The sequence below is a fragment of the Olivibacter sitiensis DSM 17696 genome (genome assembly GCF_000427965.1).
In the GTDB taxonomy this organism is placed as follows: domain Bacteria; phylum Bacteroidota; class Bacteroidia; order Sphingobacteriales; family Sphingobacteriaceae; genus Olivibacter; species Olivibacter sitiensis.
In genome coordinates, this window is sequence record NZ_ATZA01000001.1 from 1 (window position 1) to 20,480 (window position 20,480).

23 protein-coding genes and 1 pseudogene are annotated in these 20,480 nt (G+C 44.2%); 14 read left to right on the top strand and 10 right to left on the bottom strand.

Translation table 11 applies throughout. The annotated features are described in order from the left end of the window. On the top strand, window positions 1–256 hold a 256-nt coding region (locus tag A37S_RS0100005), incomplete at its 5' end, for an integrase core domain-containing protein (protein WP_028295214.1). 417 nt (window positions 257–673) lie between these two features. Beyond that, a complete protein-coding gene (locus A37S_RS0100020; protein WP_028295215.1) occupies window positions 674–1,087 on the top strand; it encodes a hypothetical protein in 414 nt (137 codons plus the stop codon). Window positions 1,088–1,167: 80 nt separating this feature from the next. Here A37S_RS0100020 and A37S_RS0100025 read toward each other — a convergent pair whose 3' ends face one another. The 3 genes from A37S_RS0100025 to A37S_RS23045 are packed head-to-tail and all read right to left on the bottom strand — an operon-like array spanning window position 1,168 to window position 6,771. Then, a complete protein-coding gene (locus A37S_RS0100025; RefSeq protein ID WP_157278250.1) occupies window positions 1,168–2,400 on the bottom strand; it encodes a TlpA family protein disulfide reductase in 1,233 nt (410 codons plus the stop codon). Between the two features lie 28 nt (window positions 2,401–2,428). Next, window positions 2,429–3,838: a RagB/SusD family nutrient uptake outer membrane protein gene (locus A37S_RS0100030; protein ID WP_169719407.1), complete on the bottom strand. Its 1,410-nt coding sequence runs from the start codon at window positions 3,836–3,838 to the stop codon at window positions 2,429–2,431. A 32-nt stretch (window positions 3,839–3,870) separates the two neighbouring features. Continuing rightward, the gene (locus tag A37S_RS23045) at window positions 3,871–6,771 is read right to left on the bottom strand and encodes a SusC/RagA family TonB-linked outer membrane protein (RefSeq protein WP_051292588.1); all 2,901 of its coding nucleotides are present in this window, start codon (window positions 6,769–6,771) and stop codon (window positions 3,871–3,873) included. Window positions 6,772–7,403: 632 nt separating this feature from the next. On the opposite strand from A37S_RS23045, the gene A37S_RS0100040 reads away from it, so the two are divergent. After that, complete coding sequence (locus A37S_RS0100040) at window positions 7,404–8,192, top strand: hypothetical protein (RefSeq protein WP_028295218.1); 789 nt, start codon at window positions 7,404–7,406, stop codon at window positions 8,190–8,192. Between the two features lie 342 nt (window positions 8,193–8,534). Here the strand turns inward: A37S_RS0100040 and A37S_RS0100050 are convergent, their stop codons facing one another. Next, window positions 8,535–8,981 carry a hypothetical protein gene (locus A37S_RS0100050; RefSeq protein WP_157278253.1) on the bottom strand — a complete coding sequence of 149 codons (447 nt, stop codon included), beginning with the start codon at window positions 8,979–8,981 and terminating at the stop codon, window positions 8,535–8,537. Window positions 8,982–9,566: 585 nt separating this feature from the next. Here A37S_RS0100050 and A37S_RS0100065 point away from each other — a divergent pair. Genes A37S_RS0100065 through A37S_RS0100080 form a run of 4 tightly spaced genes read left to right on the top strand, consistent with a single transcriptional unit; the run spans window position 9,567 to window position 11,071 of the window. Beyond that, window positions 9,567–10,127: a helix-turn-helix domain-containing protein gene (locus A37S_RS0100065; RefSeq protein WP_028295221.1), complete on the top strand. Its 561-nt coding sequence runs from the start codon at window positions 9,567–9,569 to the stop codon at window positions 10,125–10,127. Window positions 10,128–10,138: 11 nt separating this feature from the next. Beyond that, window positions 10,139–10,585, top strand: coding sequence for a DUF6934 family protein (locus A37S_RS0100070; RefSeq protein WP_028295222.1), 447 nt, complete (start codon window positions 10,139–10,141; stop codon window positions 10,583–10,585). A 29-nt stretch (window positions 10,586–10,614) separates the two neighbouring features. After that, the gene (locus tag A37S_RS26940; protein WP_157278256.1) at window positions 10,615–10,785 is read left to right on the top strand and encodes a hypothetical protein; all 171 of its coding nucleotides are present in this window, start codon (window positions 10,615–10,617) and stop codon (window positions 10,783–10,785) included. A gap of 52 nt (window positions 10,786–10,837) precedes the next feature. Beyond that, window positions 10,838–11,071 carry a hypothetical protein gene (locus A37S_RS0100080; RefSeq protein WP_028295223.1) on the top strand — a complete coding sequence of 78 codons (234 nt, stop codon included), beginning with the start codon at window positions 10,838–10,840 and terminating at the stop codon, window positions 11,069–11,071. A 327-nt stretch (window positions 11,072–11,398) separates the two neighbouring features. Here A37S_RS0100080 and A37S_RS0100085 read toward each other — a convergent pair whose 3' ends face one another. Then, window positions 11,399–12,301 (bottom strand): Rpn family recombination-promoting nuclease/putative transposase, encoded by a 903-nt coding sequence (locus A37S_RS0100085; protein WP_028295224.1) that lies wholly within the window; start codon window positions 12,299–12,301, stop codon window positions 11,399–11,401. Window positions 12,302–12,438: 137 nt separating this feature from the next. On the opposite strand from A37S_RS0100085, the pseudogene A37S_RS28245 reads away from it, so the two are divergent. The 3 genes and pseudogenes from A37S_RS28245 to A37S_RS0100100 all read left to right on the top strand — a co-directional run bounded on the left by A37S_RS28245 (window position 12,439) and on the right by A37S_RS0100100 (window position 14,434). Beyond that, a pseudogene (locus A37S_RS28245) lies at window positions 12,439–12,643 on the top strand (DUF6934 family protein). Between the two features lie 30 nt (window positions 12,644–12,673). Beyond that, window positions 12,674–12,844, top strand: coding sequence for a hypothetical protein (locus A37S_RS26945; protein WP_157278259.1), 171 nt, complete (start codon window positions 12,674–12,676; stop codon window positions 12,842–12,844). Window positions 12,845–13,084: 240 nt separating this feature from the next. Continuing rightward, on the top strand, window positions 13,085–14,434 hold the full coding sequence (locus A37S_RS0100100) for an RNA-binding domain-containing protein (protein WP_028295226.1): 1,350 nt from the start codon (window positions 13,085–13,087) through the stop codon (window positions 14,432–14,434). A gap of 262 nt (window positions 14,435–14,696) precedes the next feature. Here A37S_RS0100100 and A37S_RS0100105 read toward each other — a convergent pair whose 3' ends face one another. The 4 genes from A37S_RS0100105 to A37S_RS0100120 all read right to left on the bottom strand — a co-directional run bounded on the left by A37S_RS0100105 (window position 14,697) and on the right by A37S_RS0100120 (window position 16,385). Beyond that, window positions 14,697–15,485, bottom strand: a complete 789-nt coding sequence (locus A37S_RS0100105; protein ID WP_028295227.1) for an SPFH domain-containing protein — start codon at window positions 15,483–15,485, stop codon at window positions 14,697–14,699. Window positions 15,486–15,487: 2 nt separating this feature from the next. Beyond that, window positions 15,488–15,682 (bottom strand): hypothetical protein, encoded by a 195-nt coding sequence (locus A37S_RS0100110; protein ID WP_028295228.1) that lies wholly within the window; start codon window positions 15,680–15,682, stop codon window positions 15,488–15,490. A 317-nt stretch (window positions 15,683–15,999) separates the two neighbouring features. Next, window positions 16,000–16,209, bottom strand: a complete 210-nt coding sequence (locus tag A37S_RS0100115) for a hypothetical protein (protein ID WP_028295229.1) — start codon at window positions 16,207–16,209, stop codon at window positions 16,000–16,002. Beyond that, a complete protein-coding gene (locus A37S_RS0100120; RefSeq protein WP_028295230.1) occupies window positions 16,206–16,385 on the bottom strand; it encodes a hypothetical protein in 180 nt (59 codons plus the stop codon). The genes A37S_RS0100115 and A37S_RS0100120 overlap by 4 nt, the downstream gene beginning before the upstream one ends. A gap of 286 nt (window positions 16,386–16,671) precedes the next feature. Here A37S_RS0100120 and A37S_RS0100125 point away from each other — a divergent pair, with 286 nt between their 5' ends. The 4 genes from A37S_RS0100125 (at window position 16,672) to A37S_RS0100140 (ending at window position 19,504) form a co-directional block, all read left to right on the top strand. Further along, entirely contained in the window at window positions 16,672–17,142 is a 471-nt protein-coding gene (locus A37S_RS0100125) for a hypothetical protein (protein WP_157278262.1), read from the top strand. 234 nt (window positions 17,143–17,376) lie between these two features. Beyond that, window positions 17,377–18,111, top strand: a complete 735-nt coding sequence (locus A37S_RS0100130) for a carboxypeptidase-like regulatory domain-containing protein (RefSeq protein ID WP_084163694.1) — start codon at window positions 17,377–17,379, stop codon at window positions 18,109–18,111. 47 nt (window positions 18,112–18,158) lie between these two features. Next, window positions 18,159–18,671: a hypothetical protein gene (locus A37S_RS0100135; RefSeq protein ID WP_036600795.1), complete on the top strand. Its 513-nt coding sequence runs from the start codon at window positions 18,159–18,161 to the stop codon at window positions 18,669–18,671. 116 nt (window positions 18,672–18,787) lie between these two features. Continuing rightward, window positions 18,788–19,504: a hypothetical protein gene (locus tag A37S_RS0100140; protein ID WP_157278265.1), complete on the top strand. Its 717-nt coding sequence runs from the start codon at window positions 18,788–18,790 to the stop codon at window positions 19,502–19,504. An 89-nt stretch (window positions 19,505–19,593) separates the two neighbouring features. On the opposite strand, the gene A37S_RS0100145 is transcribed toward A37S_RS0100140, so the two are convergent. After that, window positions 19,594–20,343 carry a rhomboid family intramembrane serine protease gene (locus A37S_RS0100145; protein ID WP_028295235.1) on the bottom strand — a complete coding sequence of 250 codons (750 nt, stop codon included), beginning with the start codon at window positions 20,341–20,343 and terminating at the stop codon, window positions 19,594–19,596. Between the last annotated feature and the right edge of the window lie 137 nt (window positions 20,344–20,480).

Sequence of the window (20,480 nt, forward strand, 5' to 3'; positions counted from 1 at the left end):
TCTACTGAAAAAATATCCGGTACTGCAGAGCATGAGCAGGAAAGGGAATTGCTGGGACAACGCTCCGATGGAAAGCTTTTTCAAATCGATGAAATCCGAATGGATATACCATCATGAATATATTGACAGGCCACAGGCCTCGGTAGCAGTATTCGAATATATTGAAAGCTGGTATAACAGGAAAAGGCTCCATTCAGCCCTCGGGTATTTAACACCTGCACAATATGAAAAATTGCTGTTGGATCGGGCCGCTTAGGATTATAGTGTTAGGAAAAACCAACCTAACCTAAATACTGAAAAATGTCTCCACTTTTTTGTTGTAATTCCAGTGTCCCTCAGCTGGGCCCTGAGCGGGAATATCAACAGTAGGGTGAGCGTGCAGGATATGAGGTATTTCATGTGCATGATGCTTTGTTGATGGATGAAAATTTCCAGCAAAATGCACAAAAACGGTCAAAAGTTTGAAAATCCAAATGATTTTGCTGGTAAAATCCAAAGTTCAAGCGCCTGCTTTCGAGCTAATTTAGCCCTTGTGGCGACGATGGTAGAAGGGAGCGCATTAAATGAAAGGAGGAAGTGATGAATCCATGAACAGCAGCCGCTTCAAAAACCCCGAGGGCAAAGAAGCAACTATAAGTAAGAAGAAAAAACTCAATCATTAAATAAACACAACATGGAAATAAATCTAAAGAATAGCATGGTGGCTATGGTAGCCTCCGTGATGATGCTCTTTGGAGCAGTGGATCTGATGGCAAAGGATACGCCAAAAGGAAGAGAAAAAACCGAAAAAAGAACGGAAGGGAAGGGATGTGCGATAAAACAAGTCGTTTCTCCAAAGAAAGGAAAATGGGTGGATGATGCATCGTTGCAAATCCCCCGTTATTGGTACACGTTTGATGCGAGCGGCAACCTAGTGGCTCTCCAGAATTCCACACCGCTTACCAAAGCACAGGCCATGCCAGGGAGCGCGACAAGTATTACTTCTTGCGATGATACTGCGGCAACGGACTGTTTGTACGGTTACTCTTCGGTGCAGGCCATTGGCGACAATCCTACACCCCAGGAAACCATCAGAAGAACAAACTAAAAGCCAAGGCTGCCATATCCAAAGTGCCCCCAATAAGTGTCTAGCTTTTTGGGGGCACTACAATATCGGGCAGCCTTTTCTTATTTGCTTTGAGTTATACTCAACACGTCTATCCAGATTTCTTGCTCTATAAGATCTAAATCATATTTCTTCAAATCTATCTTTAATGTGCCCAATTCCATCTCGTCCAACGTATTGGCGTTAAAACGGATGTCTACTAAGCCTGAATAATTTGTCTGGTCTATAAATGGTCTGTTAAATCTGCTCTCTATAAGTCCTCCCAAGATATTGGAGAAAAAGCGGAAAGGCCTGTTGATCAATACCCGTTCTTCTGATTGGATATCATCCATTTGCGGGTTTGAGGCAAAAAAAGTCATTTTCGGCTCACTGCCCAGCGTTTTCAGTTTATCCTTGTCGCTCGTCCGTACGAGAACAAACGAACTTAGAAGGCGTTTTTCTACCTTTACGTCGAAACCGAAGTATCTTTTCAAGTCTTGTTGCATGATCTTATGCCTTTCAGCCAGGCCAGTATTTGGGACGTGAAGAAGATAGTCATATAGGTTTTGGGCCTGCACTGCATCCTTTACCTGCCTATCCATAATTAACCTGCCAGGGCGTTTGTACCGCTTGTTGTCCAGTGGGTCGTAGGCCGCGATATATAAATCTAATATCGTTGCAGGTGACTTGGACAGCGTACTGTCCGTGTATAGGAGGTTTATCCCGTTCTGATGCTTTGCTATGTAAGAATAATAGGTCATAGAGTTGGACAAACGGGTATCGAAATGGTTGGGTCTGTATTCCGGTTGCCGGACATAACTGTCTGTGTCAACCGTTTTCGTTTGCAGGAATCGCCTGAGATCTTCCGAGGATACGCTATTTGTCATCCCCTGGAATATACGTTTATGATTAAACCAGGCAAGCGCTGGTTTGCCGATGATCCCAAAAGTATCGTGAAGGACGGTATCTGATGTAATAAAAGGCACGTTGGGCTTAACTAGGGTCTTTCTGTTTTTGAATAGGTTTTCGGTGTCATCCCGTGATTCCTGATTGACCAGTATGATTTGGATGTCATCCTTGAAGATACGTTGGAGCGAATCCAACTTTGCGAAAGAGTGTAAGCAACTGGCACAGGTAAAGCTCCAGAAGTCGAAGATAACCAGTTTGCGGTCTATATCTGACATTTTCAATGAAGAGTTTCCATAGTTAAAAACGTTGTGGAAAATGCTGTCTGGCAGACTTTGGCCAATCTTCATTTGCGCCCGTAATTGGACGGGAGTACCGATCGTCAAAAGAACGGCTATCGTTATATACATATACGATATCAAGGGTCGCATCAATGGATTAATAATCATAGCCAATATTTTGTAATAGGTATGGGTTTAGTTGTATCTGTGCGAGTGGTATAGGAAATAATGCTTTATAGGGTTGCCAACCATTCTTTTGACCGGCCAATACGACGTCGATTTTATTGTATCGCTTTAGGTCGAACCACCGATGCCCCCATTCAGCGAACAGCTCTACTTTTCGCTCATGTTCAATCGCTTTCATGACTTCAGTCTTGGACAAGGAGGAAGCTATCTTCGGTAATGGACTAGTACCATGTGTTTCCATGCTCCTTGCTCGATCCCTTACGGCATTGATATCTTCTATAGCTTCAGCTACCCTATCCAATTGTGCCTTGGCTTCTGCTCTTATTAAGTATTGTTCGGCCAGTCTTAGCATAATCAGGTTTTCAGCTAGCGGGACACTCGTGCGTGACTTGTATTTGTATGGGTAGTAGTATGGAGTGCTGTCAAAGATGTTGACAGCTACCCAGTTAGATTTTCTTGCGTCACCTGGCTCAAATCCCTCGATAAAGGAATCGGAAAGTGACAAGGTGGGCAACACCGAACTGGATGAAGGTATGAATATGCTTGCCTCTGCGGTATTGGCATTTGTCCGGGCCAATTGCCATATGGCCTCTGGGCTTTCTGACAGAAATACTTTGTCGAGGTCTGGCTCCAGTGCATACAAAGCACTGTTTATGACGGCAGAAGCCTCTACCTCAGCTTTTTGCCATTCGCCCCGATATAGGTATGTCCTGGCCAATAATGCACTGGCCGCCATTTTGTTGGGCCTTCCGCGAAGGCCGTTTGGATAGCCTTCTGCAATTGAGTGCTTTGCTTCCAATAAGTCAAGGGTTATTTGTTCGTAAACCTGGTCGCTCGGCGTTCTGGCCATTAATGAATTTTTCCTGTAGTCGGTGTAAATGGTGAGCGGGACATCGCCGAACAGGTTTACCAGATAGAAAAAAAAGAATGCCCTTATGAACTTTGCCTCGCCTATCAGTGGTTGTTTGGCGACGTCTGTCAAAGCATTGCTGTCTTCCAGCCCCGCGATGATGGCATTTGCGTGGTATATGCAAGTATACGCAGCACTCCAGAAATTCGTTTCTATGACGGAATTGTTGGTTAAGAGTGCGTTGTTATAGAAAAAATCGTAACGTTCGTCACCGGCGTTGTTCTCTAGTTCATCGGCTGACAGCCCGGCATAGACCGTTACACCCCCATTTGCGAGACTAAGGTTCAGTGCGAACATGCGGGTATACAGCCCGCTTAAAGCGGCAAAGGCGGTCTGTTCATTTTCGAATACCGCCTTTTGCTGTATGAGATTCGAAGAGGTTTCCACCTCTATTGTCTGTTTGCAGCAAAAACAGGTACATGTCAGTAACATAAAGAGAAATTTGGCCATGGTAGAATGGTTTCTGTCCATTTTTTTGATCTTTTTTATTGTTGAACTTTTCATCATAACGTTATTTGAATTCCGCATGTAATGGTGCGAAGTGGGGGTAAAATGTACAGGTTCTGGTTCTCCGGGTCTGCTCCAAGGTAGTTCGTAATCGTAAGGATATTTTGGCCTTGGGAGAATAACTTCATGTGTTTTACCTTGATCTTTTTGGAAACGGCAGACGGCAGGTTGTAAGACAGCGACATGTTCTTTAACCGGATGTACGAGGCATCGCCGTATATCGCATCAGACTCCACCAAGTAGTTCCCTAAGGGATTGGACACTACGCTTGTTGCATACCGCTGGATGGAGCTGTTATCTTCCGGCGTCTGCCAGCGTTCCAGTACGATGGTCGGCTGGTTTCTATACCTCGTTCCGGGTACGTTTGTAGACTGTGTGTACAAATAGTTAAAACCTATTTGCTTCCGGAACTCCAGGAAAAGGGATAACTGGAAGTTCCCTAGTGAAAAGTCATGTCCCATGCCCCCGAAGAACTTGGGGTCGGTATTGATGAGGATTGTTTTGTCATCATTGGTATAAGCACCATCGCCATTGACATCCAGAAAGTCGTAAAAGCCCGTTTCGCTGTTTACCCCCAGACTTTTGAAGTTCCTTGTCGTAGAGATAGACTGCCCTATAATATACCGGTTGTAATAGGGTGATGTTGAAAGACCCGGAAATTCCGTCAACCTATTTTTCGGTACTGTCAGGTTTACCGTGGAGTTCCACGAAAAGCCTTTACCAGCTATATTTTTTGACTCCAGCTCCAATTCCCATCCGTAATTCCTTATGGTTGCATCTAGATTTCTCAGCACGGAGGGGAAGCCGGTTTGTATCGGGAGTGAATAATTCACGAGTTGATTGCCGCTCTTATTGTTAAAGTAGGTCGTTGCCACTGACAATTTATCCCCTAACATGCTTACTTCAAGCGCCAACTCAAATTTGCGGTTCGTTTCCCATGCAAAATCGGGGTTGTACAGACTCACGGGCGACAGGCCAGTCAACCCTTGATAGGATTGGGCCGTATTTGACCAAGAGTCCAGAAAGCGATAGTTCCCTATTTGGTCATTACCAGTAATGCCATAGCTGCCACGTAGCTTGGCGTGGCTCAGGAATGGCAGGTTGTTTTTTGCGAACCTTTCATTCGTTATGATCCATGCCGCACCAATAGCTCCGAAGTTTGCGAATTGCCTACCGCTCCCGAAACGGCTACTCCCATCCCGTCTACCAGTGACGTTTACAATATATCTGCCATCCCAATTGTAGTTGGCCCTGGTGTAAAGTGCTCTGTAGCTGTAATGTGAGTTGTCGTTTGAAGAATAGGAGAAACCTGCCGCTGCCACGGATCCCAAAAGGATATCACTACTGTAATTGTAGGCACTGATGTTCAGGGAAGAATACCTGTTCTCTTGAAGAGTAGTCCCTAATAGCATTGAAAGCTTGCCTTTGCCCCATTGGCCCACGTATTCTAGCTGAGGTTCAATTATCCAGCTGCCCTGTTGTGAATTGCCGAAAAACGAGAAAGGAAGGTTTCCCGTATTTGGGTTCAACGAGGTTGAGGGATTAAGGTTTATCTCGTCGCCGGAGGTGCTGTTGTAGCCAAAGCTCGATTTCAGTGACAGGCCTTTTGCCAGTAAATAGGAAAGAGTAAGGTTGCTTATCAGGTTTCGGTATATACCTGTGTATTCATTGTAGCTGGCAGCAAGCGGATTGGGCAGCGATCCCGGAAAAGCCACACCTCCTTCCTGCCAGTTTAAGTTGCCTGATTGATCAAATAACAACATGTTGGGTGGCGAGTTTATGTATCTCGTAAGGTCCTCTCCCGTAAGGTTGCTCTTGCTATGGGTGTAACTGGCCATTAATAAAACGCGAAGTTTGTTATTTGGCGACAGGTGGTTCATGGAGGCCAGTGCACCTCCTCTATTTGCCGCCTGATCTCCATAAAATACGGTAGTCTCCCTTTTGTAGTTGCCCCCTATCAGGAATTGTGTATTGGCACTTCCTCCTTGTAGGTTTAGGTTGACATCCGTGTACGCCGCATTTCCGCCAATGAGCAGTTCCTTGAAATCTATATAACGCGTGCTGTCCCACACGGTGATTTCGGGGGCATTGACCGTGGTAGAGACAATGTCGTCATTCGCCAACGCTTCGGCCCTCATCTCCAGATATTGCCGGGTATTGAGCATGTCCATTGTTTTGGTTATTGTGCTGATGCCCGAATGGATATTCGCGATGGCCTGTATATTTCCTGCGTTACCTTTCCTGGTGGTGATGAGGATGACGCCGTTTGCTCCGCGGCTACCATAGATGGCCGTGGCATCGCCATCGCGCAAGACCTCTATGCTTTCTATGTCTGCCGGATTTATTAGGCTCAATGGGCTGATGCCCGAATTGTTGGATGCGCTAGCCGCACTGGAGACGACATTGAGTGCGCTGTTTCCGGCAGAGAGCGGTACGCCATCTATTAAAATCAGGGGGTCTGTCCCCTGTAGCAACGAGCCTTGCCCACGAATCTGGATCTTGAACCCAGATCCCGAAACCCCGCTGGATTGCGTTATCAATAGGCCCGGTACTCTTCCCTGCAAAGCTGCTAGTGTGTTGCTCACCGGTTGACTACCTATCGTTTGTGCCGTTATTCGGCTTATAGACCCCGTCTTTTCCCTGTTATTTACTTTATAGTACCCGGCATTTATTTCCACTTCCTGCAATTGAAAGGTAGTGTCCTCTAAGCTGCGCTTGTTGGTTTTATTGGCGGTATCAATGGCCGGTAGCCGTTGAGTGGTATCGTTCACCTGCGCTAGCGCAGGGTTAAATAATATGAGTAAAAGTATAAGTTGGGGCGAAAAATATTTCGCCCGTACATTTAGCGTCTGAAATAAGGCATAAAGGTGCCCCATGCAGCTTTTGTAAAGCGACATTTCTGTAAAGGTTTAGAGTTTTCATAATCAATGAATTAGAAAATTCTTTACCGCATTGGGGCCCCGATATGCGTAAAGAGAGGTAAGGCCAAAAGCACGTCAGATTCCCAAAATCGTTCCCATCGTCATTTCGAGCGGAGTGAAACGTAGTCGATAAATCCCAGCTTTTGGCTTTCCTCCTACTCGGGGGCGGAAATAAGGTTGCGTAAGAATTGTTTTTTGGTTGATTGATTTCTCATTCCTCTATTTGGCTATGGCACGGAAGCCAACACCACACAGGAAGCGACCTTTTAAATGATAATGATGGGTTGTCCTCCTGTACGCTCATGAAGCCTGTAGGAAGGCCGAGTTGCATACAAGAGGGCCCATCATTATCATTTTTTGACAAAGATAACAAATGGGCACTTATCTCCTGCAACTTGCAACTCTAGAAAAGTTCCTACATTCTCATGAGCAAGTGTCAGTTTCCAAATGCTTGGATATTATTTTTGGTATGTTCTATTCTTTATTCAATCTATATGAAGCAAATATAGATAAAAGTTATTTAAAACCAAATCTATGTTTGGTTTTAAATAACTTTTTAAATTCGGTTTGTTCCACTATTGTTCGCGCGGTTTCTTTAAAGAAAAAAAGTGGAAGAAAGTAAGAAAAATGATTCCAGTTCAGACAAAAAAGCTGTTGTTCCTCACCATTTAGGTGCCTTTGTGGGAAAAAGTTTAAAAAAGAAAACCGAGATTCATTTTGAAACCGGGATACCTCGTGGCAGATTGTCCAATATATTAGATTCCAAAGTAGATACAATGACTATGGAAGAGTTCTATCTAATAGGACTTTCCTTGGATGCAGATTTAGATGAGATGAGCGAAGAGACTTTCAAAGATTATGTTATCAAAGATGACGAACTTATCTCTAGCGAAAAAACGTATAAAACAAATTATGACAAGTATTTGTCAAGTGTGCTAATAAATCAAAAAGTCCTTTCAGAGAAAACCGGTTTGACAGAATTTAGAATAAGCCAGCTTCGAAATAATGAGAAGGCCAGCCCTCTTGCACACGAAATTCACCGAACTGTCAAGGCCTTAAAAGGAAAATTGAGCGAAGCTTACAGTATATTGTGTGGCCATATCACCCTAAAATCTCCTCAAGAACAAGAAGAGCTACGAGAAAAGTACAAAGGCGATCTAGCTATACAAAAGGCAAAGCGAGAGGCAAAAGAGTTTACAAAAAGTCTAATTGACTATGGATTTTTCAATGACAATAAGAGAACGGAGGAAGATATTGTAGCAGAAGCAAAACTCAAATTAGGAGAAGGATATGACTTGAGCTATATCCCCTTTGCACTCAATGGATTCGTAGATAAGGAAAAGTTGTTAGTCAAGGAAACGGTGGATAATGTGGTGTATTATTCGGAAATTAAATAAATCCCAATAGTATCTCTTAATTGAAAGGAAACCCAACCGTTGGTGATGTGAGTTATTATTGGAATAGGTAAAACAGGGGTAGACTCTCCCGCTTGACAAAATTGGGCATTGACAAAATCGAAACCTATGAGCTTGCGCTCATTGAAATGGCAGCGGATAAAGAATCTGGGGAGTTGTTTAAGGTGCTTTTTAAGAGGATGGGGTTGAAAGGATAAACATCATAGGTAGTATTCAGGAAGGCCGCATACTAAAACGTAGTCTTCGAACACCTGACAGGTTTCAAAAACCTGTCAGGTGTGGTTTTATATAGAGACAAGCTGTTTCAGGAAGAAAAATTTATACCTATTTCTTGATCAAAATAAGATTGCAGTTGGCTATTGACCAAACATCCAGTATGATCGCCTTGCCCCGGTAGTCGTTAAACGTGATGGTATCCTTTCCGCCAGTTGGCGGATGGTTCACCACCTGTAATGGCAGGTGCCACAGGGCTTCCGGGATAGTATCGCCAATGTTTAGTTGTTGGATGTTGGTTGGTAGTTGTTCGTTTGAAAGCAATTGGCCTTGGGCAGCTCCCGATTGCTCGGGAGTCTGCGCCGCGGCCGGACACACAAACAAGGTTGTTAGTATCAAGACATAAGATGCAAGTATCAAGACAGGCCTTCCAGTAGACCTATGAGCGTGGGCCGTAAGAAACGGGGTGAGTTTTAAGTTGTAAGTTGTAAGTTTTAAATCAATACGCTTTCGCTTTATTTTGGGCAATAGCATGCCCATTACGTTTTTTACGTTCATTTTTTTGATAAGGTCGAGATTGAAAATCAATGAATTATCCATCAAGCCGTAAGGCTTGGAAAATCAATTTCAACTTTATCAGATCGGGTTTTTGGGCTTACGTACAAAAAGAATATCAAAGGTTGAGGGGCCTGTGGTAGAAAACAACAAACCAAAACCATTCCCTTTCGCCCTTTGGGCGAATCTTGTATTACGGATTTCTGTGGAATAGTTTTGGTTGTTCATTTTGCTCGCTTATTGGCGAGCCTCGTGAGCATGGATAATAAAAATTGGGTACTATCTAGCTTTATTCCCAGGGTCTCACGCCTTCGAACTCCGCATCAAACGACAGTACCCACATTCTTATATGCTACAAATATAGCATAATAAGATCTGTGGGCATAAATCCGTCGCTCTCGTGTTCGATTGTTATTGTGAGACTTGGGAAACGAGACTCTTTTTTTATGCCTTTTTTCTTTATTAGTTGTTTTGTGAATTTTTATCTCATCCAAATAAAAGTTAATAGGACAAATATAATTATTTAAAGACAAAAAAGAAATAAAAAGTTCAAAATTGTCTCCAAAAATATAACGGTTTTTGCTCATTATGAGCACAGTCGATATCAATAGGGCTAAAATAGTGGCAAAAAACCTTAAAACTCTAATGGACACTTATAGACTAACAGTACACGGGGTGGAGGCAGGTGCGGGAATTGAGGTACATACTTTGAATAGAATTTTGAACTTAAATACTAACATTTCTCCAAATACTGCTCAGAGGCTAGCGGATTTCTTCGGTATTGGTATAGACCAGATTTTTTCGTCTAAAATGGCTCGACTTAGGAGATTAGATCAAGTGCCTACTCTAAAAAATTTTTATGTCGAAAGTAAACTGAATAAGAAGTATTTTCAAGACCGTGTTAAAGAAGATGTGGTAACTGAGTTTCTAAAAGCCGTGATGCTACTGGATCCATTTTTTAATACGGGTAAGCGAGCAAAAGAAATCACCGACCATATAAATGGAAAATATGACAAGGACTTCAACAGCAAAACTGTTGCCAAGGTATTGTCTAGGCTTTGGGGGATAGGGCTATTAAAAAGGGAGGATAGAACAGGAAAAGGGAAAGTTTTCTATTATAGTTTTGTAAAACCAATGTTCGTAAATTAATCGTTATCAAAATGAACCTAGATCATTATTCAATACAATCTACCTCTAACTACTTGGAGTATAGTTTTGAAAGCGTTGGGCCGAAAGGTAGGGTAAAAAAGGTCGTTCGCTTCACTCCAGAGAACTCCAATGGCATCACCTATTTCAACCTTGGTTTTGGCGATTTAAATGATTCAACGGGAAAGGTGGACGACCTTACTACGACCAATAACCAAGACAGGGACAAAGTGCTGGCAACGGTAGCAACTATTGTGCTTCATTTCACATCGCACTTCCCCGACGTGATGGTATATGCACAAGGCAGTACGCCTGCGCGTACACGCCTATATCAAATGGGCATCACTACGCACTTGGATGAGGTGGCTGAAATCGTGAACGTTTATGGCTTCCATAAAGGTGAATGGAAAAGATTTGAGAAGAACATAAACTTTGAAGCGTTTTTTGTGATGCGTAAATAATTGATTACTTTTGTTTTGAAGGAGGTTTTATGAACCATAAAAAAGAAAAACAGGAAAAAGACATCATCGTGGCCGACATGAGGGATCATGGCAACGACCCCTATTTCATAAACAAGGCTCGCCAGTCCAAGGCTTTTTTGGACAAACATGGCTTTCCAAAAGAACTATTGAAAGAACGCAAAAGCCGCTTGGGCATTTAACCTGTTGCGTATTATGTTGGAAACATAATAGGGATTTACTACCGATATCGTAGTGAATCAGAAACAAAAATCACTTCATGCATACACCGATAAACCGCTTTCGAAAAACATCAGGGAAGACACTTCCGAAACTGGAAAGCTCGTATTCTCGCTAGAGGATTTCAATCTTGACATTCTTTCATACAAAATCGAAACGTATAAGCTTGCGCTCATAGAAGCGGCTGCGGATAAAGAATCTGGAGAGTTGTTTAAGGTGCTTTTTAATGGGATGGGGTTGAATTATTAACAGGAGCAATCCAAGCTACCCTTGACGTTAGTACAAATAGAAACGCCTTTTCGCTATCCACGAAAAGGCGTTCCTATAAAAATATGTTGTGGTGGGCTATTTCTTTTTGCCCAAGTCGGAGCGGACTTTGCGCACGAAGTCAATGGAGACTTCGGCTATGCGAGCAATCTGCTCGTTAGTTAAGCCAAGTTTCGTTATAAGATTTTCTACCACATCACAGCTTTTTTGCTCTGCCCCTCTTGCCTAGCATAGGCAAGGGCGTTTGTGTTATCCCATTTGTGTTTTAAATTCCGATCGAGCATAAGGCTGTCATGCTTACATGTAGGACTAAAGTTTTTCTATTACTTCAATAGAAAGCTTGGTGAACTTGGCAATCTGCACTATGGGAAGGCCGTCTTTCTTCATTTCACGGGCAATGTCCAGTTTCTCGGCCTCGGCCTTGGCACGTTCTTCCTGTCTGCCTTTTTCAAGGCCTTTCACTTCGCCCTCTTGCCTAGCATAGGCAAGGGCGTTTGTGTTATCCCACTTCTGTTTTAAGCTAGTATCGTACATCTCCTTTTCCTCCGTGCTCAATTTGCTGTATTCAGCAATGTCAAACAATTTTTCGAATATGGGTTTCCGTAGATAGAGCGGTATCCTGTCCAGCCTGCCCATGTTCTTCAATACGAAGAGCCAGCCGTCCAGATAGGACCCCAACTCGGATTCCTCCTTTACAAAGTTAACCAATTCAAGGTAAATAAAACCAAGGTCATCGTAAAAAACTTTTCCGGTATCCCTGTTGCACAGGCAAATATCGTGCAGATAGCTCGTGCCATCGTCTCCATCGGGCATGGCAAAGCCGTCCATCAGCACGATGACGTACACCTCGCTGATACCGTAGCCCCATTCCTTACGCCTGCCCTTGGGTGCTTGGTCTGTTATGAGCTTGCTGCCGTAATAGAGCGTCCGCTTGATGAAGTTGACCTGTGCGCTGCGCTGCACCTCTATAATGAACTTTTCGCCATTGTCTGCCGTGCAGGTAAGGTCAAAGATGACGCTACCAATCTCCTCGATATCGCCTACATGCTCGTTCTTGTTGTATACTAAGTCTACTATCTCCTTCCTGCCACGAAAAACCTCGTTGAGGAAAGCTTTCAGCAAATCCTTATTGGGCTCTGTGCCGAACACCCTTTTAAATCCGAAGTCGGTGGTCAAATCTATATACCTGCTCTTGCTAGCTTGCTTTGCCATATGGTCAATGATTAGATTGTCAGCCAAATATACATGTTTGGAAATGGAAATACTAATATTTTTAGACAAAATTAAGGGTTGTCGAATAAGTAATATCAAGACAAAAAAAGGCTTTGGCCACGGTGGTCAAAACCGTAGTGGTCTTTATTGAGCAACACCCCAAGGCAATAGTGATGGCACAAGACAGTACGCCTGCGCGTACACGCCTATATCAAAATGGGCATCACTACGCACTTGGATGTGGTAGCTGAAATCGTGAACGTTTATGGCTTCCATAAAGGTGAATGGAAAAGATTTGAGAAGAACATCAACTTTGAAGCGTTTTTTGTGATGCGTAAATAATTGATTACTTTTGTTTTGAAGGAGGTTTTTATGAACCATAAAAAAGAAAAACAGGAAAAAGCCATCATCGTGGTCGACATGAAGGATCATGGCAACGACCCATATTTCATAAACAAGGCTCGCCAGTCCAAGGCTTTTTTGGACAAACATGGCTTTCCAAAAGAACTGTTGAAAGAACGCAAAAGCCGCTTGGGCATTTAACCTATTACATTGCATATCAATCTTGACGTTCTTTCATACAAAATTGAAACGTATAAGTTCTTCTTATAGAAACGGCTGCGGATAAAGAATCTAGGGATTTGTTTAAGGTGCTTTTTAAGGGGATGGGGTTGAGGCAGTAAACCGATTTGATTAGTGACAAAAATCTAAGGCGCAAATAAATTTGATTGTGTAAAAGTATCGTTTATAGATTGGACATTTTAATCAGCGAGTTATTTGTAAATGAGAACTCTGTTAAAAGAAGATATACAAACAGAATTTAAAAGCGCCTTTAACGATGGGGTCATCGAGTCGTTGACAGCCTTTGCCAATACGATAGGCGGCAGAGTATTGATTGGCGTCGATGACAAAGGCAAGTCCGTCAAAGGCTTCACCATTGGGGCCGAAACGCTGCAAAAGTGGGTGAACGAGGTGAAAAACAAGACGCAGCCTAGCATAATCCCCGATGCGAACGTGGTCCAGGTAGGTGGAAATGAAGTGGGCGAACTGTCCGTGAAGGAATTCCCTGTAAAGCCCGTGGCCTTTAGGGGCAGGTACTACAAGCGGGTGAACAATGCCAACCATTTGCTGTCCTTATCGGAGATCGCTGACATGCACCTTCGGTCGTTCAATACAAGCTGGGATAGCTATATCAATCCGGAAAGGAGCATCGACTCCCTGTCCATTGAGAAAGTAAACAGGTTTATCGCCAATTGCAACGAGGACAGGCAATATCCCATTACGGACGATCCGTTGACCGTCCTGAACAAGTATGAGCTGATCAAGGACGCGCAGGTTACCAATGCGGCATTTCTTTTATTTGCCAGAGGCGATGTATTTCAGGCAACCATTGAGCTGGGGCGTTTTTCTACTCCCACCAGCATCAAGGACGGTCTTACCGTGCGGTCGGATCTGTTCAGTGAGGTTGATCAGGTACTGGACTTTATACGGAAGCATATCAACAAGAGCTATATCATCACGGGCGATCCCCGAAGGGAAGAACGCTGGCAATACCCGATGGAAGCTATCCGCGAGATCGTGATCAATATGATCGTACACCGTGATTATATGGATTCGGGCGATTCATCCGTTAAGATCTACGATGACTTCATTGAGTTCTTTAACCCCGGCAGCCTGCCGGATAATATCACCGTTGAGCAGCTATTGAGCGGTGATTATTCTTCCTGGACGCGGAACAAGAAAATCGCTGCTACCTTTAAAGAGGCGCAGCTAATAGAGAAATATGGCTCTGGTATAAAAAGGATCCAGGAAGGTTTCGCTGCCCATGGACTTGTGCCCCCTGTCTTTGAAAACTTTCAGCATGGATTTCGTGCTATTGTTTATGCAGAGCCGCTCAATGAGGCAATGAGTACAAAAGTGTCGGAGAAAACGTCGGAGAAAACGTCGGAGAAAACGTCGGAGAAAATACTTGGGTTACTCAAAAGCAATCCAGAAACGACCATAGCAGAGCTAACTACAGCGATAGGTGTCTCCCAGCGGTCAATAGAACGAAACCTGCAGAAGCTGCAAAAAGAAAAAAAATTAGTCAGGATTGGCCCCGACAAAGGGGGCTATTGGGAGGTGAAAGAATAACAAATTTATAGCGGACATCAAGGCCAGAGTGAGAAAAGCTCAATACGAAGCTTTGAAGGTAGTCACTCCGAAGTTGAGATGCACTTTTGTCAACATCGCCCGAAAAAGATAAAAATAACTGGTTCAGCACCTCGTGGGCAAATACAACGGCAACCGCCAAAATCCATAAGTACCGTACTTTCATTTGCAAATAGGGCTATATTCCATCACAAAAAAGCCGCCTCATTATTTTTTGAGACGGCTTTTTTCATTTAAAACTTCATCAATCCACCTGTTTAAAAAAAGCAGGCGCATTGCCATAAATGGGGGTCTTGCCGTCCCATTTCTCGATGAACTGCTGCTGGATGAGCAGCTGATTGAGCGACTGCTTGCGCAGCTCGTTGGCCCTGGCCTCTGCTTCTGCCTGTACGATCAGCTTGCGTGCCCTGGCTTGCGCCACCTTCAGTTCGTTCTCTACCTGCATGGCCTCCTGCACGGCCCTGTTCTTGGCATCTACCGATTGGGTAATGGCATCGGGGTACTTGACGCCCGAGGTCATCTGTTCCAGCTCAAAGCCCTCGCGCTCCAGTACTTTCTGCATATTGGTCTGCACGGCCGTCTCGAAGTTTTCCCTATTGGAGATGATACTATCCGTCGTATAGCGGTTAAACTCGATGCGGAAGGCATCTTTTATATAGTTGTACAGCGTGGTCTCGGTAATATCGCGTATACCCTTGCGGTATTTCTTGAATATCTCCGGGCTCTTGCCTTCCCGCACCTTGAAGGACAGGGTGGGGTCTACGGTAAACACCGACCCGTCCTTGGCATTGACGGTGAAGGCGTCATAATCTATCGTCTGCACATAGATGGGAAACTCGTACACCTCCTCGGTGAAGGGATTGTACCATACGCGGCCGGTCACCAGGCTCACGTCCTGCACGCCCTTGTCGCTACCATATAGTTTCACCAGTACGCCTTCGTTGCCCGCATCGATGCGCGTATTGCACTGCGTAAGCCCGATGAGCCCCAGCAGCACCAAAGCCACAATGCCAATTAGTCTAGTTTTGTTCATATTTATTCCATTATCCGTTTGACATTAAACCATAAGACCACGCTCAGGCCGATGATGAGCGCAATGACCAGTACGCCCAAAAATACCTTGAAATCCGACTGTGCCCGCAACAGGCTAAAGGCCTCGGTGAAGGCCACGAAGTACAGGGCGACCAAAAGGGGCGCCAGTGCAAGAGCGAAATATTTCTTATTCTTCATACGCTTTACTGTTTGTCTTAAAAATAAGCATTTTTTGGTAAATAAAAAAACAAGGCACGGAAAACACGGAATTTGGCAAACTGCTTTCTAAAATTTTAGGGAAATGGCCCGATTACGAAGGACTGGTATATAGAAGTGCCAACCGTAGCAAATTGGAAATTGAAAAGTATGTTAAGGCATATGTCTCAAACGAGGCCGTAGCGTTGCCTTTTGGGTGTAAGATGGCAATACGCCCCCTGACGGTTGGGGGGATGATAACCGCATATGTACACTAGATAATATTGTCCCGGGTAAGCACAGACAAGAAATCGCGTCCATTAATGCTTGTGGGCGGTATCTGCAACTGTGTCAAAAGGTGCTGGCATGGGTGCCGTATCAAGCGGGATGTCTGATCGCTCAAAATCCTCGTACAGGGTATCTTGGCGCTCGCCAAAACCGCTCGTTCCTTCATCTTCATCCCTACGGTTGCCACTGCAACTTGCCAGCAGCAGTCCCCCTATCATTATCATTAACACAAACTTTTTCATAGTCTATCCTCATTATTGTTCGTAAAATAGTCATTGTCCCTTCTGTCGCCAATTTCTGAGCCTACCATACTGATGGTCATGGACTTTTGCATATCACCTGCTTGCAGGCCCTTATGGGTATTGGGCAGCGCCCGTGCAGCTTTAACTGGACTTTTAAAACCAATTTCAATGCCCATAACCTTAAAAAGACGAAATAAAAAAGCAAAAAGGGCATTTTGACCGCATATGCCTTAAAATAACGTCATTGCAGCAACCTTTTATAGAGAGTTCCACGTTTTGGCATTGTTTTCAAGGTGCCCTCTTTAGGCAACCCTAGCGTATATAACACCGCACACATCGTTTATTTTTTGGTATAGACCGGTATGTAAACCTGCAAACATATATATGCCGTTGAACTCCATAGACCGTGAGTTTTCGATTGGGCACAATTATGGCTACTATTTTATTAAAAATCAAACATCTATGAAGAGCTCACACCCTATCTTTTCCGGTATAATAGGCACCAGTATGATGACCCTGTTCAGTTATTATGTATCCCGGTCAAGGAATAAAAACTTCAAGGAGCCCAAACTGCTGGCGAAGATCGTGAACAGCATCATCAAACAAGAGCAAGTAGCAAGAGCGAGCGGCTGGGCCATGCATTACGCGATGGGTATCCTATTGGCGGCTGCCTTTAACGCCTATTGGCGAAAAGCGCATATAAAGCCGGGCCTTGGACAAATGTTGATAGCAGGTATCAGTAGCGGTGCCTTTGGTGTGGGCATGTGGAAATTGATATTCACCATCCACCCCAAGCCACCCAAAACACCTTATGGCCATTACTACAGGCATCTGATGCTGGCGCATTTGGCATTCAGCGCGGGACTTGTTCTGACTAGCAGCCTGAGGCACGCATTAACTGAGACAAGGCATTCACCTTTTACTGTTTGCTAACGTAGCCTACGGAGGCAAGTGGCTCCAGCGGATGAGTGGATTCAAAGCCTGCTATCCATTTCAGCACTGACTGTAGCTCATTTCGTAGCATGGGGCCCAGAAAAGTCTTATGTGAAATAGTATTATGAAAAAAATCAGGTATAACAGGAAGACTGTTTAATTTTTTGTTATTTTAGTGAGTTGATTGCTAGATGGTTGGGATGAAGTCTGTTTATTTATGGGATAAAAAAAGTTATGTGTAGAAAAGATTGGACAAAACAACGACTGACAATACCTCGCCCATGCAGTGCCTCTTGGGTAAATATGCAGGATACGGATGGAGGGAGATATTGTGGGCAGTGTGAAAAGACCGTCGTTGACTTCACTCGAATGACCGATAGCCAGGTGGTATCCTTTTTTGCAAACTCGATGGATGCGCATGTATGTGGTAGGTTTCGACCTGAACAGTTAAACCGTAGTCTAATAGAAGAAATGGGCAACAAGCAAGGAGCTTTCTGGAGCAAATTGTTGTTGGCTTTGCCGCTTGTGCTGGCAACTGTCGAAAGCGTAAAAGGAGCGCCAAAGGCTGCCAGTGTTGCGGTAAGCCAGCCTCGAGAAAGGGCGCCTAAGAATTATCTGTGCGACAACGCTGTGGCTGATACGGTAAAGGCAATTGGCGGAAAGGTCATGGATAATGAATCAAAAGAGGCGCTGGCAGGCGTTTATGTAGGGCTTGAGGGAACGCAACTCCGAGCTGTAACGGATAGCAATGGGGTCTTCCAACTGAATATTGATACTGCTTTGCGTAAAGGGATGGTGCTGGAATTCAAATATATTGGTTATGAAGTGAAAAAAATGAAATTGAACCCCAAAAAGCTGGATGAATACCTGGAAATAGAGCTCTGTACGGATGGAGTTTTATTGGGTGAAGTGGTAGTGGTAAACAAAACAAGGGGGCTGGTTAATAGGATTAGAAATTTGTTCCGTTAAAGATAGATCATGCTTATAGCAATATGGAAAACCTAGACGAAAATATCATGAACAATGCCGCTGCTGAAAGAACGCTCGAAATAGATGATCAGTACATCATTAACATAGACAAGTTTATTTTGCTGTCCATAGTATCATTTGGAGCCTATCAAGTATGGTGGATGTATAAAGCGTGGAGATTCTTTCAGCAAAAAGAACGAAGTGATATAATGCCAGCTGTGAGAGCTATTTTAAGCTTATTTTTCCTTATTGCTCTCTTTGAAAAAATACAGCATCTTGCGAAAGAAAAGGGATATGGATTTAGTTACTCTCCAGTTGTGCTTTTTATAGGTTTATTACTAGCTAACCTATTGTGCTATTTGCCGGAACCCTATTGGATGCTGACGATGATTAGCGTGGTCTTTTTCTTTTCTCCTTTTGAAGCGCTCAATTTTGCGAAACGTCATTCGACGGATTTTGTGGTCATAGAGCAGACAAAATTTAGCGGAAGGCAAATAGCGCTAATAGTGGTTGGGACAATCTGGTGGGCGTTGCTCTTGATAAGTGTGTTTTTAGGATAAATGGACAAACATCCCTCATTTGTTTGATGCATCCATAATAGGTTTTGCGTAGATTTTCTATCTTTAAGGCAGTAATTGCCACTACGGCAGGCTAACTGAAATAGCGATGTATGTTTATGAAAAAAACTTGTCCAGGAAAAATAATACTCTTCATGGGACTGGCGGTCATGTTTTCCTGCCACAACGCTGCAAGGCGGGACGAAGAACACGACAAACCTATGCTGCAAGTAACGCAAACAGAACAGCAAGATACCCTTGCTACCGAGATACGAGACAGTGAAGAACCAACGATGGCTAATGGGTACTTCCTGATAGCTAAATATGAGAAGGATTTTCCCCATAGGGACATGACCGTTTTTGACGAGGCTTCCATCAAAGACCTGAACACGGAAGGAGCAGTCTACGAGCGCTACCGCCCAATTATCGGTGAGCTGGCGCGGGAAGTTTATCAGGACACGGCCTTCGTGCCAAACCAGCTGAGGGAGGATACGAAAGTACTCTATTCCATCCAGAAGGCTAGGGGCCATCAGGCCATCCTCATTGCGGGGATGGATGATGATTGGGTAGATAAGGTAATCTATCGATCCTATAACGGTGAGGGAAAGTTTGTGGCACAAGTGGTACTGTACGAGTCTGGCGGTGATGGAGGATATTCTACACGGAGTTTCGGACGTTTTGTGAACGACAGCACTTATATGCGCACGACCATCGAATGTGAAATGGATTTTGATGCGAAGGAAGAGAAGGAAGTCTGCGACACGGTGAAGGCTACCTACTTGATAAGGGACAGCGGAAAGGTGGAGCGAATTTCTCCTATCCAATACCCAAATTAGGCCACTCCGGTAACTGCCAATTATACAACTCAACTAGCAAAACATCCTTGCCGCAAAGCTGCTATTTGCGGCATTTACGTTTTTAATGCTCACCTAAATCGGTTTGGAGACTTCTTCTTGGCGAAGCGCCGTACCAGCAAGAAGCCTGCTATAAAGCCGCCGATGTGCGCTCCATAGGCCACGCCACTTGCCTGTTCGCCGTCCAATGCCCCCAAGCCGTTGCTCAGCTGGAAGAGGAACCATAGGCCTATGGCCACAAAGGAAGGCATCGAGAAGACAAAGATGAAAAATAGGAATACAATGTGCTTTTTTGGGAAAAGCATCACGTAGCCTGCCAATACCGCAGAGATTGCGCCCGAAGCGCCCAGGCAAGGAGTGAAGAGGTCTTGCCCAAAAAACAAGGTGACAAGCACATGCGTTAAGCTGCTCAGCACACCGCACAATAAATAGAAAACCAGGTAGCCCAAGTGTCCAAGCCTATCTTCCACATTGTCGCCGCATATCCAGAGATAAAGCATATTGCCGGCCAGGTGTGCAATGCCCCCATGCATAAACAGGGCAGTAATCAGCGTGAAGAACACGGGCACGTCAGTAGGTTGCAGTCCGGGTATATCAAAAGATTGGCCCGAGAGTGGATCTACCAAGCGCTGCCCTTCGGTAACGAGATCTTTCCCGCTCAATATCTCGGCCGGGAAAAGGGCATAGGAATACATGAATGACAAATTGCGTCCAAAATCTTGAAAGAAGATGAATACAAAGATATTAAGCCCAATCAGTAAGTAATTTACGAAAGGGAAAGACTTACGGTCGCGATTGTCATCTCCTATGGGTAATAGCATATCAACGGTACTGGCGGGACGAATATACACAAATGGAACAAAAGAGGACGAGTACTATTCAACAATGGTATTTGACTTCCTCCAAATAAAATGCTATCTTCGCAGAACAAGCGTTGCTGCTGAGTATTCCTTTTCAC